Origin of the sequence: Agrobacterium burrii (genome assembly GCF_017313405.1) — a bacterium.
GTDB lineage: Bacteria > Pseudomonadota > Alphaproteobacteria > Rhizobiales > Rhizobiaceae > Agrobacterium > Agrobacterium burrii.
In genome coordinates, this window is record NZ_JAFLNA010000002.1 from 526230 (window position 1) to 539115 (window position 12886).

At 60.4% G+C, this 12886-nt stretch carries 11 protein-coding genes; 4 read left to right on the plus strand and 7 right to left on the minus strand.

The annotated features are described in order from the left end of the window. Window positions 1–13 precede the first annotated feature (13 nt). From JZX89_RS05965 to JZX89_RS05980, 4 genes are all read left to right on the plus strand, one after another. Window positions 14–1603, plus strand: coding sequence for an ABC transporter substrate-binding protein (locus tag JZX89_RS05965; protein ID WP_207133396.1), 1590 nt, complete (start codon window positions 14–16; stop codon window positions 1601–1603). A 438-nt stretch (window positions 1604–2041) separates the two neighbouring features. Beyond that, window positions 2042–2392: a DUF3088 domain-containing protein gene (locus tag JZX89_RS05970; protein ID WP_207133397.1), complete on the plus strand. Its 351-nt coding sequence runs from the start codon at window positions 2042–2044 to the stop codon at window positions 2390–2392. A gap of 39 nt (window positions 2393–2431) precedes the next feature. After that, window positions 2432–4027, plus strand: a complete 1596-nt coding sequence (locus JZX89_RS05975) for an ABC transporter substrate-binding protein (RefSeq protein ID WP_207133398.1) — start codon at window positions 2432–2434, stop codon at window positions 4025–4027. A 48-nt stretch (window positions 4028–4075) separates the two neighbouring features. Beyond that, complete coding sequence (locus JZX89_RS05980; protein ID WP_207133399.1) at window positions 4076–5428, plus strand: LLM class flavin-dependent oxidoreductase; 1353 nt, start codon at window positions 4076–4078, stop codon at window positions 5426–5428. A gap of 16 nt (window positions 5429–5444) precedes the next feature. Here JZX89_RS05980 and JZX89_RS05985 read toward each other — a convergent pair whose 3' ends face one another. From JZX89_RS05985 to JZX89_RS06015, 7 genes are all read right to left on the minus strand, one after another. Further along, window positions 5445–6416 carry a LysR substrate-binding domain-containing protein gene (locus tag JZX89_RS05985; protein WP_174373708.1) on the minus strand — a complete coding sequence of 324 codons (972 nt, stop codon included), beginning with the start codon at window positions 6414–6416 and terminating at the stop codon, window positions 5445–5447. A gap of 38 nt (window positions 6417–6454) precedes the next feature. Continuing rightward, entirely contained in the window at window positions 6455–7693 is a 1239-nt protein-coding gene (locus JZX89_RS05990; protein WP_174373707.1) for an acyl-CoA dehydrogenase family protein, read from the minus strand. Between the two features lie 70 nt (window positions 7694–7763). Beyond that, entirely contained in the window at window positions 7764–8819 is a 1056-nt protein-coding gene (locus tag JZX89_RS05995) for an aldo/keto reductase (protein WP_207133400.1), read from the minus strand. 19 nt (window positions 8820–8838) lie between these two features. Then, on the minus strand, window positions 8839–9774 hold the full coding sequence (locus JZX89_RS06000) for an ABC transporter ATP-binding protein (protein WP_207133401.1): 936 nt from the start codon (window positions 9772–9774) through the stop codon (window positions 8839–8841). Beyond that, window positions 9752–10750, minus strand: a complete 999-nt coding sequence (locus JZX89_RS06005) for an ABC transporter ATP-binding protein (RefSeq protein ID WP_207133402.1) — start codon at window positions 10748–10750, stop codon at window positions 9752–9754. The genes JZX89_RS06000 and JZX89_RS06005 overlap by 23 nt, the downstream gene beginning before the upstream one ends. After that, entirely contained in the window at window positions 10747–11742 is a 996-nt protein-coding gene (locus tag JZX89_RS06010; RefSeq protein ID WP_149899303.1) for an ABC transporter permease, read from the minus strand. Before JZX89_RS06010 ends, JZX89_RS06005 begins: the two co-directional genes overlap by 4 nt. Beyond that, window positions 11739–12728 (minus strand): ABC transporter permease, encoded by a 990-nt coding sequence (locus JZX89_RS06015; protein WP_207133403.1) that lies wholly within the window; start codon window positions 12726–12728, stop codon window positions 11739–11741. The genes JZX89_RS06010 and JZX89_RS06015 overlap by 4 nt, the downstream gene beginning before the upstream one ends. Window positions 12729–12886 lie beyond the last annotated feature (158 nt).

Sequence of the window (12886 nt, forward strand, 5' to 3'; positions counted from 1 at the left end):
AGAGGAAACATCCATGGATATTACAAGACGTAAGACATTGCTTCTGGCCGCTGCGCTGAGCGGGGCTGTCCTGTTGCCATCATTGCCGGCAGTGGCGGCGGAGGCGCCGAAAAAGGGCGGGATCGTCACTCTTGCGGGTCTTGGCGAGCCGACGACGCTGGTGCCGCTTTCCGATTCCAACACACGCACCCGCGCCATTTCCACGAAAATCCTCGAAGGGCTGGTGCGGTTCGACAGCGAGTTCAAGCCGCATCCGGTTCTGGCCGAAAACTGGGAAACATCGGCCGACGGACTGCGCCACACTTTCAGGCTGCGCAAGGGCGTCAAATGGCATGACGGCAAGGATTTCACGTCGCAGGATGTGAAATTCTCGCTGCTGGCCTTCAAGAAGGTCGGCCCGCGCGGGCGCATCACCTTTGCCAATATTGCCGATATCGAAACACCCGATCCGCTGACGGCTGTGGTGGTGCTTTCCAAACCCGCACCCTACCTTCTGCGGGCGCTGACGGGCGGCGAAACGCCCATCCTGCCGGCCCATGCCTATGCTTCGGAAAACTACAATGAAAGCCCGAACGGCAATGCGCCCATCGGCACCGGCCCCTTCGTTTTCGAGGAATGGAAACGCGGCAGCTATGTGAAGCTCAAGAAGAACCCGAATTACTGGCAGGCCGATCTGCCCTATCTCGACGGTTTCGTGGCGCGCTTTGTCGCCGATGCCGCCTCCACCACCATCTCGGTGGAAACCGGCGAGGCGGATTACACAGCCGATGTTTCCTACAGCGATCTGGAGCGCCTGCGGCAAAATCCGAAACTTGCGGTGGAGGTCTATACCGACGCCTATCTCAACAATGCCGCCATCTTCGAGTTCAATCTGGAGAACCCTATCCTTGCGAAAAAAGAGGTCCGGCAGGCGCTGGCCCATGCCATCGACCGCGATTTCATCAACGATGCAATCTTCTTCGGAACAGCCAAACCAGCTGGTTCAAACATTCCGGCCGTCTTCACCGCCTATAATGATGAAAAGCCCTTCACCTATCCCTTCGATCTGGCCAGGGCAAACGAGTTGCTGGACAAGGCGGGATATCCGAAAGGCGCGGATGGCACCCGTTTTTCGTTGCGGCTGGCCTTCCTGCCATCCGACGTCTTCCGCAAAACAGCTGAATATCTGCGTTCCTCCTTCGGCAAGCTCGGTGTGAAGGTGGACATCGTTGAAGGCGATCTCGCCACCTTCATCAAGCGTGTCTATACCGAACGCGGTTTCGACCTGACGGTGAACGGCATCAGCCGGCTTTTTGACCCGACGGCGGGCGTGCAGCGTCTCTACTGGTCGGACGGCATCAAGAACCCGGCGCCTTATGTCAACGCCGCCCACTATAACAATCCCAAGGTGGACGATCTTTTCCGCGCTGCCGCAACCGAGGTGGATGAGACAAAACGGGCGGCGCAATTCCACGACATTCAGAAAATCACCGGTGACGACCTGCCGAATTTCTCGATCGTCGCTTTGCCGACCGTCATTCTGCGCAACACCAGCCTGAAGTCTCTCGTGACGACCATCGACATTGCCTATGGCGATCTGGCGACGGCCTGGAAGAGCGATTGAGGGCAAATCCGGCGATCCTGTGGAGCGAGAGTAATGACGACCTTCCTCCACATTCGACGTCTTCCTCGGTCTTGTACCGAGGATGTGCCAAGTCATCCTGGCCTTGTAGATTGCAGATGCCCGGGATAGGCCCGAGCGTGACCAAGGAGAGGTTTTGCGCCAACGACCTCTCACCAGAACCCGGCAATTCTGCCGGGTTTTTTATTGCCGAAATCTGCCCTCCATCCTTTTTGCACCTTCGCGCCGCACGCCCGTTTTCGAGAAAAACTTTGCGCATGAAACATGTCGGCCGAAACAGCGATGTTACTAACGGAAATTTCGAAAAAATCAGTTTCATCAGTAATTTAGCGAAAAGTAATTCTTCGTTTTAAAGCAAGAATTGCTTTCTGGACCCGCGCTTTGGCGACCTGCACTGTGAGCTGGAAATCTCACCCGCAAATGATGGACGCCATGGCCAAGGATACGCTTTTTTTGATCGCCCCCGGATTTGAGGACCCGAAACTCCCCGGTGTCCGGTTCGTCTGCCCGCATTGTAACCAGATCGAAGGCCTGCTTGCCGCCTTTCCAGAGCTTGCGGCGCAGATCGATATCCGCCGGGTCGGTTTTCAGCGTCCGCGTGAGGCGGTCATTGCTGTCGTGGGTGAAGAAAACCAGTCACTGCCGCTGTTCGTCTTTGCCGGCGATGTGCCCAGCGACTCGACTGCCAAGGGCGACACGCATTTCATTCAGGACACCAAACGCATTTTGCAAATTCTCGCCGAGCGTCACGGGTTCCCGCAGCTGCATTGAGTTGCCGCACCCGCACATCGGATTTTTTCGGAGACAGACATGACCTTTTCCAGACGCCAGTTTCATAAAATAGCCCTCGCCGCCGGCGCTTTCGTGGCGCTGCCGGGCGGTTCTTTTGCCGCTGCCGAAGAGCCCGTTTCAGGCGGCACGCTGAAGATCGTATATTTCCCTGAGCCGACCCAGTTGGTGGCGATCAACACCAGCGCGGGTGGCCCGCAGTTCATCGGCTCGAAGATTTACGACGGGCTTTTGACCTATGATTATGAGCTTTCGCCGCAGCCCAGCCTTGCGAAGGAATGGAGCGTTTCGGCCGACGGGCTGGAATATGTCTTCCATCTGCAGCCGAAAGCGAAATTCCATGACGGCAAACCGGTGACATCGGCGGATGTGGAATTTTCGATCCTGCGGCTGAAGGAAGCCCATCCGCGCGGCCGGGCGACGTTCTCGCATGTCGAAAGCGTCGATACCTCCGACCCGCTGGTCGCAAAGGTGAAGCTGTCCAAACCGGCACCGGGCCTGATCACCGCGCTCGCCTCGTCGGAATCGCCAATCGTGCCGAAGCATATTTTCGAAACCTTCAAGCCGACCGAAAATCCGAAAACCGCCCAGATCATCGGCAGCGGTCCTTTCGTGCTGAAGGAATGGGTGCCGGGCAGCCATGTTCTTCTGGAAAAGAACGCCGATTACTGGGATGCGCCGCGCCCCCATCTCGACCGCGTCATCATCCGCCTTATCAACGATGCGGGTGCACGCGCAGCCGCACTGGAAACCGGGGAAGGCGATATCGGCCCCAACCCGGTGGCGCTTGCCGATCTGGAACGGCTGAAATCCATCCCGACGCTGAAGGTGGATGACCGCATCTATGCCTATGCCGGCCAGCAGAACCAGCTGGTGATCAATCTGGAGAACGACTATCTCAAGAACTTGAAGGTCAGGCAGGCCATCGCCCACGCCATCGATGTTCCGGCGCTGATCGATACCGTGCTCTACGGTTACGCCGTGCCGTCGCCCACGCCGATCAGCCCCGGCCTTGCGAAATTCCACAATCCCGACATCGGTTTTGCCAAGTTCGATATAGCGCTTTCGGAAAAGCTGCTGGATGAGGCGGGTTTTCCGCGCAAGGATGGCGGTAAGCGCTTTAAGCTCAGGGTCACCACCAACCCGTTCAATCCGCAGACCTATTCGGATTTCATCGCGCAGGCGCTTTCGAAGATCGGCATCGAAGCGGATATCCAGAAATTCGATTTCGGCACCTATGTGAAGGTGGTCTATACGGACCGTGCCTGGGATCTTTCAGTCGAATCCCTCTCCAACACCTTCGATCCGACGGCCGGTGTGCAGCGCGTCTACTGGAGCAAGAACTTCAAGATCGGTCTGCCGTTCTCGAATGCCAGCCATTATTCCAATCCGGACGTGGACCGGCTGCTGGAAGCGGCGGCAGTGGAGCCGGATATCGAAAAACGCGCCGCCTTCTTCAAGGAGTTTCAGGCCGTCGTCGCAAAAGATCTTCCCGTCATCAATCTCGTTTCGCCCATCCAGCCGGTCGTCGGCAGCGTCCGCATCAAGGATTATGCGACCGGCGCAGAGGGGCTCAGCGGCAATCTCGCCAAAGCCTGGGTGACGAAGGAGGCGTGAGCCTCCTTCGGTTTCAAGCCGCATCAGAGCGAATAAGAGGTCATTTCCATGAGCAGAAAATCCGAAAAGCTGGTCCTCAATGCCTTCATCTATCCGGGCGGACATCATGAGGCCGCCTGGCGGCATCCGCAGTCGGAGCCGCATCGCGTCACCGATATAAGGCTCTATCAGGATATTGCCCGCAAGGCCGAGGCCGCGAAGCTGGATGCGATCTTCTTTGCCGATGCGCCGGTGCTGGACGCCAATATCCGCTATGCCGCCCGCCACCGGCTGGAGCCGATCACCATGCTGGCGGCGCTTGCCGCCGTCACGGAAAAAATCGGCTTCATCGCCACGGCATCCACCACCTATTACGAGCCTTACAATCTCGCCCGGCTGTTCGCCTCGGTCGATCATATCAGCGGTGGCCGAGTGGGCTGGAACATCGTCACGACCTCGGCCGATGCGGCGGCCGGCAATTTCAATCTGCAAAAACATCCGCCCCATGCCGACCGTTACCGGCAGGCCATCGAGTTCGTCGATGTGGTGACGAAGCTCTGGGACAGCTGGGAAGACGACGCCATCGTCGCCGACAAGGAGAGCGGGCTTTTCGCCGATACCGACCGCATTCATCCTGCCAATCACGAAGGTGAGTTTTACCGGGTGCGGGGAGCTCTCAACCTGCCGCGCTCACCGCAGGGCAGGCCTGTCTATGTGCAGGCCGGCTCCTCGGAGGAGGGGCGTGGTTTTGCTGCCCAATATGCCGAGGCGATCTTTACCGCGCATCAGACTCTGGAGAGTGCGCGGTCTTTTTATTCCGATATCAAGCGTCGCGTCGCGGCCACGGGGCGCAATCCCGCCCATGTGAAAATCCTGCCGGGTATCAGCCCCTTCATCGCCTCCACCGAAGAGGAGGCACGAAAACTCGAGGCCTCCTTTAACGATCTCATCCAGCCTGCCTTTTCGCTCGGGCAATTGCAGCGCATCACCGGCATAGACCTCTCATCGGCCGATCTCGATCAGCCCTTGCCGCAGGAGGCTGTGGAAGCCACGCGGGCGCAGGCGGATAGCAGCCGTCATCAACTGGTTCTCGATGTCATCGACCGGGAAAACCCTACGATCCGGCAATTGCTGCACCGGCTTGCCGGCGGGCGCGGCCACAAGGTGATTTCCGGAACGCCGCAACAGGTGGCGGACTGGATCGAGACCTGGTTCCGGCAGGGTGCTGCCGACGGCTTCAACATCATGCCGCCATGGCTGACTGGCGGGTTCGATATTTTCGTGGATGAGGTGGTGCCGATCTTGAAACAGCGAGGCCTGTTCCGCGAGGATTATGAGGGCGATACGCTGCGCGACCATTATGGTCTGCCACGGCCCGAAAATATATACGCGGCCAAAGAGTTGCAAAGGGAACGCGCCTGAGGTGGGACGGGCGTGTTCAGGCGGCGGTCTCTAGGGAGAGTATATCCTCGCGCAACAAAGCGAGTAGAGATGCGACCTCCGGCAGCCGCCGCCTGTCGGGGCTGGTCAGCAGGTGATAACGGCTGGCCGTCGGCTGCGGTGCGCCGAAAGGTGCAATCACGCGGCCGCTTTTCAGCTCTTCCGAAATCAGGGAGTGGCGCGCAAGGCCGATGCCGTGGCCAGATAAGATCGCTTCGATCAGCGCGGTCTGGCGTGAAAAACGGGGGCCGGTGGCTGAAAGCCTGAACGGAATGCGGCAGGCGCGAAGCCAGTTTGCCCATTCGAAAGCGGCGTCCGCGCCATTGCCGCGCAACATCGCAAAGGAGAGATCGCGCAGCCGGTCAGGCTCGCCGCAAAGCCGGTGGCGGCTGGCGAAATCAGGCGTACAGACGGCGCTGACGGTGTCGCTGAAAAGCGGCTCGTGAATGAAACCGGGGATGTGCGCATGGGTGGCGATAATGGCGCAATCGGCGTCGAAATGAGTGAGGTCGATGGTGTCGCCCTCAAGGGATAAGATCGAAAGGTCCATATCAGCAAGCGCAGATGCGATGTTGCCCAGCCGTGGCGCCAGCCAGCGGGCGGCAAAACAACCTTCCGCCAGAATCTTCAGCTGCGGCCGGGCGTTCGAAACCATCAGGTCGGAAAGACTGCCGATCATCGTCTCGAAAGCATCGGCAAGGCCGGGATAAAGCGCGCTGCCGGCATCGGTCAGCAGCAATTCGCCGCGCTGGCGGCTGAAAAGCGGCTGACCGAGATGGGTTTCGAGAATTCGGACCTGCTGGCCGATGGCGGCGGTCGAGACATGCAGTTCCTCCGCTGCCCGCGAAAAGCTGGCATGGCGGGCGGCAACAACGAAGGCGCGCAGCGCCGTCAGCGGCGGCAGCCGGGAAAGTGTCGGCAGGCGAAAAGCCGCCCGGCTCCCGGCGGGAGCGATAAACTCCGTTCTCATTACTGCTCCTCCTGTGCCGCCTGCCATCTTCCGCATGGTCAGAACACCCGGCCTTCCCTGAGGTGGGTCGTGGTGCCGTTGAGGTAATAGTCGCCGATCACCCGCGCCTTATGGGCCAGCGGATTGTGATTGTAGACGGTGCGGATGTTGCGCCAGTGGCGGTCGAAATTCCGATCGCTCGATGTCGCCGAGCCGCCGCCAAGTTCGTAGAGATTGGTGGCGACCGTCAAAGAAAGCTGCGAGGCAATGATCTGGGTGCGGGCGGTGGCGAGCGAACCTTCCAGCAAGGCCGCTTCTATCGCCTCTTCATCACCATTCGCAAAGGCGACAGCCGTTCGGTCCAGCGTTCTGGCCGCTTCGCGGATGAGTGTCTTGACGGCGAAAGCGCCGGCGCTGATTTCGCCGAGCGTCTTCTGCACGAAGGGGTCTTGATTGGCGGTTTCCGCAGCGCTGTGAAGCGTGGTGCGCGCTTGGCGCAGAACATACTCCACACCGTCGTTGAGCGCCCCCTGAACCGCGCCGGCGGCAGATGCGGCGAGATGCAGTTGCCGCATGGCCGAGCTGTGGCGGCCGATCTGGGTGCCGAGCTTGCGGGTCGTCAGCTCATGCGGCAGCACCTCGACATTCTCAAGCAGCACGCCGCCGCTTGCGGTCATGCGCTGGCCCATGCTGTCCCAGTCATCGAGAATGGTGATGCCGGCACGATCAAGCGGAATGAGCACGCCGATCGGCTGCTCGTCATCGCCAATGGCGCTGAAGGTGCCGAAATCGGCAAAGGCGGTGCCGGTCGCATACCATTTGCGGCCGTTCAGCCGGTAGCGGTCGCCATCCGCACTCAGCCGCGTGGTGATTTCGCCGGGGCGTTTGGTGCCTTGTTCGGTGCTGGCGCCCGCGAAAAGTTTGCCGGCGAGGACCTGTTCGAGATGCCGCCGGTCCTCCAGCTCGATGGGTGCCAGCGCGAGATTTTCGGTGAAGTTGAAATGGCTGCGAAGTGCGTGCGGAATATTGCTGTCGGCTTCCCCGAGGATCATCAGCACTTCAATATAATCGGCAATTGAGCCGCCCGGTCCGCCCTTGGCTTCGGGGACACGCAGCGTGCCGATCTTCGCCTCTTTAACAAGGGCGAAGATGTCGAAGGGCAGGTCACGCTGGCGCTCGCGGCGGGCGGCATCCCTGGCCGCGATAGCCGCAATGTCCTTAGCCCGGGCCAGAATCTCGTCACGGCTCGGCACGCCGGAATTGTCGGTGGTGGTTGTCTGTGGTTTCAGATTGGACATTGCGGTTTTCCCGTGAGCGGATGTGAGGGCCTGCGGCACAATTGCGCCGCAAGCATATTCGTCTGGACGATCAGGCGACCGCGCGGGGCTTGAGCGCCGGGCGGTGTGCGGCCTCGAGATTACGCGGCACGCGGCCTTCGACGGGATGGCTCGGATCGTTGAAGCCGGGTGTCGAGGGATGGCCTGTCGTCACAAGGCTGTCGACCAGTGCTTCATCTTCGGCATCGATTTTCACATCGAGGGCGCGGATATAGCCGTTCCAGTGCTCTTCAGTGCGCGGGCCGGTGATGGCGGCGGTGACGAACTTGTTGTTCAACACCCAGGCGAGCGCGAAATCTGCTGCCGAAACGCCCTTCGATGCGGCGTGCGCCGCAACCTTCTGGGCAATTTCAATAGATTCCGGACGCCATTCCGTTTCCAGAACGCGCTTGTCGCCACGCCCGACGCGCGTGTCGGCACCCGGCTGTTCGCCCGGCTGGTATTTGCCGGTCAGCACACCGCGCGCCAGCGGCGAATAGGACACGACGCCAAGGCCATAGTGATTGGCCGCCGGCAGCTGCTCGGCTTCCGCCGTGCGGTTGACGATGTTGTAGAGCGGCTGGCTGGCAACCGGCCGGTCGATGCCGAGCTGATCGGCCAGATGCGAGATTTCGGCAATGCGCCAGCCACGGAAATTCGAAACGCCGAAATAACGCAGCTTGCCGGCGCGGATAAGATCGGCGATGGCGCGCAACGGTTCCTCCAGCGGCGCGTCGAAGACGGCGCGGTGGAAATAGAGGATATCGATATAGTCGGTGTTGAGCCGGCGCAGCGAATTCTCGACGGTCTCGATCACCCATTTGCGCGAATGGCCACCGAGATTGGGGCCCTTGGTATGGGAGTTGACAAATTTCGTCGCCAGAACCCAATGGTCGCGACTGGCCTTGATGCCGCGACCGACGACTTCTTCCGACTTGCCGTCGTGATAGACATCGGCGGTATCGATGAAGTTGATGCCCTGTTCGCGCGCCTTGTCGATGATGCGGAAGGCCACGTCATCCGGTGTCGGGCCTCCGAACATCATCGTGCCGAGGCTCAGCGGTGAAACTTTCAGCGCGCTGCGTCCGAGATAGCGATAGTCGACCATTATGGTTGCTCCTTTAAGTTTATTGGGCATGGTGGCAGGCCACGGCGTGGTTCTTGCCGAAAAGGGTGTATTCCGGCGCTTTTTCGCGACAGAGATCGGTGGCGAGCGGGCAGCGGGTGTGAAACCGGCAGCCGGATGGCGGGTCGTGTGGGCTTGGCAGATCGCCGGAAATCGGCGCCGCCTGCTTGCGGCGGGAGGGATCCGGGACGGCGGCGAGCAGCGCACGGGTATAGGGATGTTTTGGCGAAGCCCAGAGTTCGGCGGTCGGCGCGCTTTCGACGATCTTGCCGAGATACATGACCAGCACCCGGTCGGAAAAATAGCGCACGACCGACAGATCGTGGGACACGAAGAGATAGGAGAGCGACAACCGCTTCTTCATCTCCACCAGAAGGTTGAGGATCTGCGCCTGTATCGACAGGTCGAGCGCCGAGACCGGCTCGTCACAGACCACCAGTTCCGGTTCCAGAACCAGCGCGCGGGCAATGCCGATGCGCTGGCGCTGGCCGCCGGAAAATTCATGCGGATAACGGTCGAGGGCATCCGGCGGCAGGCCCACCTGCGCGACGATGGCCTCGACGATATCCCGCTGCTGCGCCCTGTCGCCGATGCCGTGCACTTTCAGCGGCGCGGTGAGGATGGTGCGGACCGTGTGGCGCGGGTTGAGCGAGGCGAAGGGATCTTGAAAAATCATCTGGATGCGGCGGCGGATGCCGCGCAGCTGCGATGACGACATTGCCGTCACATCCGCGCCCTTGAAGGTGATCCTGCCGGACGACGGCTCGACCAGCCGCATCAGCGATTTGCCGAGCGAGGATTTGCCGCAACCGGATTCACCCACCAGTGCCACGGTCTCGCCCGCCTCGATGTCGAGCGACACATCATCGACGGCGCGCACGGTGCCGCGTCCGCCCGTGTAATGGGTGGAGAGACTATGCACTGACAAGAGCGTCATCGGATACCTCCTGTGATGTAGGGGATACGAAGGGACAGGCGGCGTAGCGGCCTTCCGAAATCGGCCGCAGCGGCGGCACGAATTGCCCGCAGAAACCACGGGCGCTCGGACAGCGCGGACGGAAGGCGCAGCCGCGCTCGCCCGTGGCGGAGACGATGGAGCCGGGTATTTCGATGAGCGGCCCATCGCGATAATGCTGGCCGTCTTCGGCGCGCGGCGAGGCGGCGAGCAGGCCGCGCGTATAGGGATGATACGGGTTGGAGAACACCGGTTCCGGCAATCCTTCCTCTACCTTGCGGCCGGCATACATGACCATCACCCGGTCCGCCCATTGCGCCACGATGCCGAGATCGTGGGTGATGAGAATGACGGCCATGTTGAGATCGCGGCGCAGATTGTCGAGCAGTTGCAGGATTTGCGCCTGTATCGTCACGTCGAGCGCAGTCGTCGCTTCGTCGGCGATCAGGAGTTTCGGATTGCAGGCGACGCCGATAGCGATCATGACGCGCTGGCGCATGCCGCCGGAAAGCTGGTGCGGATAGTCATCCACACGGCGGCCGGCATCGGGAATATTGACGAGGTCCAAAAGCTCGATGGCGCGTTTGCGGGCCTGACGCCGGTCGATTTTTTCATGGATGCGCAGCACTTCGATGATCTGTTCGCCAATGGTCAGGACGGGGTTCAGCGAGGTCATCGGTTCCTGAAAGATCATGCCGATATCCCGGCCGCGAATGCCGCGCCATTGCCGTTCGGACAGCGGCAGGAGATCGCGCCCTTCAAGCAGAACCCGGCCGCCGATCTTGGCGTGGGAGGGAAGCAGGCCGATAAGGCCGAGTGCGGTCAGCGATTTTCCCGAACCGCTTTCGCCGACGATGGCCAGCATTTCACCGGATTGTACGTCAAAGCTGACGCCCTTGACCGGCTGGGCCGCGCCGAAGCTGACGGAGAGATCGTGGACTTCGATCAGTTTGCTCATCGGCGTTCCTCCGAAAAACGCGGGTTGAGCGCATCGTTGAGGCCATCGCTGATGAGGTTCAGCGAAATGACGGTGAAGACGATGGCAAGGCCGGGAAGGGCGGTCAGATACCAGGCGGTGCGGATGACATCGCGGCCCGAACCGATCATCGACCCCCAGGAAACACGGTTGGGGTCGCCCAACCCCATGAAGGACAGTGCTGCTTCCATGAGGATCGCGCCTGCCACCATGACGGAGGAGGTGACGATGATCGGCGGCAGCGCATTGGGCAGAATTTCCTGAAAGACGATCCGCGCATGGCCATAACCGAGGCTTCGAGCCGCCAGCACATAGTCCTTCTCGCGGATGGCGCGGAATTCGGCGCGGGTGAGGCGGGCGACGAGCGGCCAGGTGATGATGCCGATGGCCGATGTGACCGTGGTGACCGAGGGCTGGGCGATAGCGACGAGCACGACCAGCAGCACGAAATTCGGCAAGGTCTGGAAGATTTCGATCAGCTTGACGAGAATATCGTCGATGACGCCACCGAAATAACCGGCGAAAGCACCAACGGCGATGCCGATGGTCAGGCCGATCAGCGTCGCCACGACACCGACGGTCAGCGAGATACGTGCGCCGTGCACGATGCCGGCCAGAACATCCCGGCCCATGGAATCGGTGCCGAGCGGATAGGCCGGGTTCTGGCCGGGCCAGAGGAAGGGACGGGCCACCATTTCCAGCGGGTCGCCGGGATAGATCAGCGGGGCTGTGAGAGCGGCGATGAGGACGGTGGCGAGAAACAGCAGCCCGACGATGGCGTTGGGGTTGGTCAGGAAGATTTTCAGTTCCCGCCGCAATCCGCGCCTCGGCACCGAGACGGAGCGGGCCGAAAGCGCATCCGGCGCATGGATATAGGGCCAGACTTTTTCTTCGGGCTTTTTCGGCTTTGGATTGGTCTCTTCAGTGTCGAGTTCGGCCGTGTCGAGAACCGCAGTGATGGGGGAGGAATTCATCGGCTTTCTCCGATGCGGGGGTCAAGCCATGCCTGCAACAGGTCCACGGCCGCATTGACGATGATGACGACGAGGGAAGAGAGAAGCAGGATGCCGAGCAGCACGCTGAAATCACGCGCCATCACGGCTTCGAAGGCGAGGCGGCCAAGACCCGGCCAGCTGAAGACGGTCTCGACCACGACTGCGCCGCCCAGCAGGCCGCCAATATGCATGCCGGCCATGGTGGTGATCGGGATGAGCGCATTGCGCAGAATATGGCGTGTGGTGAGCCGGAGCGGCGAAACGCCCTTGGCGCGCGCCGTGCGGACATAGTCCTGGGATTTTACCTCCAGCATCGCCGCACGGGTGAGGCGGGCATAGATCGCCAGAAAATAAAGGGCGAGCGAAAGGGCGGGCAGAACGATGTAGCGCAGCCTGTCGAGAAAGGCGGGGAAACCGGTGAGGCTGCTGCCGATGGTGCTATCGCCGCCAGAGGGAAGCCAGCCGAGCTTGACCGAAAAGGTGAGGATGAGCATCAGGCCGATCCAGAACCCCGGCACGGAATAAAAGATCAGCGAACCGATCGAAATGATCCGGTCGGGCAGCTTGCCGGAAAAAAGCGCCATGATCGAGCCGAGGAACACACCGACGAAAATCGCAATGCCAAGCGCTGCTCCCATCAGGGCAAGGGTGCCCGGCAGGCGCTGACCGATGAGTTCTGCCACCGGCATGCCGTAGCGCGGCGAAAAGCCGAGGCTGAACTGGGCGAGATTGCCGAGATAGTTCATGAGCTGATGCACGATCGGCAGATCCAGCCCGAAACGGGAGCGCATTTCGGCCATGGTCTCGACGGTTGCCGAACCCGCTTCCGCCGCCAGCACATCCGCCGCATCACCCGGCGCCAGTTGCAGCAGGAAGAAGTTCAGGATGACAATACCCAGCACCGTCGGAATGGCCTGAATTGCCACCCGCTTTGCCTGCGATAAAATCCTCTTCGAATTCGACATCGGCTCCAGTCCGTAAACTTGCAAAACATAAATCAGCCTCTCGAAGGCAGGAGTATTAGTTGACTAATTTTATGGAATTTGTCAAAGAGTAATAGAATTATTTTCTGAATTTTACGGAAAATAACACGTTATAAAAAAGAAAATTCCTAATTAAAGGC

Excerpts from the sequence above, each read along its gene's own strand:
- JZX89_RS05965 (WP_207133396.1), top strand. The coding sequence starts at position 14 with ATGGATATTACAAGACGTAAGACATTGCTTCTGGCCGCTGCGCTGAGC.
- JZX89_RS05985 (WP_174373708.1), bottom strand. The coding sequence starts at position 6,416 with ATGAGAACGGAGTTTATCGCTCCCGCCGGGAGCCGGGCGGCTTTTCGC.
- JZX89_RS06010 (WP_149899303.1), bottom strand. The coding sequence starts at position 11,742 with ATGAATTCCTCCCCCATCACTGCGGTTCTCGACACGGCCGAACTCGAC.
- JZX89_RS05980 (WP_207133399.1), top strand. The coding sequence starts at position 4,076 with ATGAGCAGAAAATCCGAAAAGCTGGTCCTCAATGCCTTCATCTATCCG.
- JZX89_RS05970 (WP_207133397.1), top strand. The coding sequence starts at position 2,042 with ATGATGGACGCCATGGCCAAGGATACGCTTTTTTTGATCGCCCCCGGA.
- JZX89_RS06015 (WP_207133403.1), bottom strand. The coding sequence starts at position 12,728 with ATGTCGAATTCGAAGAGGATTTTATCGCAGGCAAAGCGGGTGGCAATT.
- JZX89_RS05975 (WP_207133398.1), top strand. The coding sequence starts at position 2,432 with ATGACCTTTTCCAGACGCCAGTTTCATAAAATAGCCCTCGCCGCCGGC.
- JZX89_RS05990 (WP_174373707.1), bottom strand. The coding sequence starts at position 7,693 with ATGTCCAATCTGAAACCACAGACAACCACCACCGACAATTCCGGCGTG.
- JZX89_RS06000 (WP_207133401.1), bottom strand. The coding sequence starts at position 9,774 with ATGACGCTCTTGTCAGTGCATAGTCTCTCCACCCATTACACGGGCGGA.
- JZX89_RS05995 (WP_207133400.1), bottom strand. The coding sequence starts at position 8,819 with ATGGTCGACTATCGCTATCTCGGACGCAGCGCGCTGAAAGTTTCACCG.
- JZX89_RS06005 (WP_207133402.1), bottom strand. The coding sequence starts at position 10,750 with ATGAGCAAACTGATCGAAGTCCACGATCTCTCCGTCAGCTTCGGCGCG.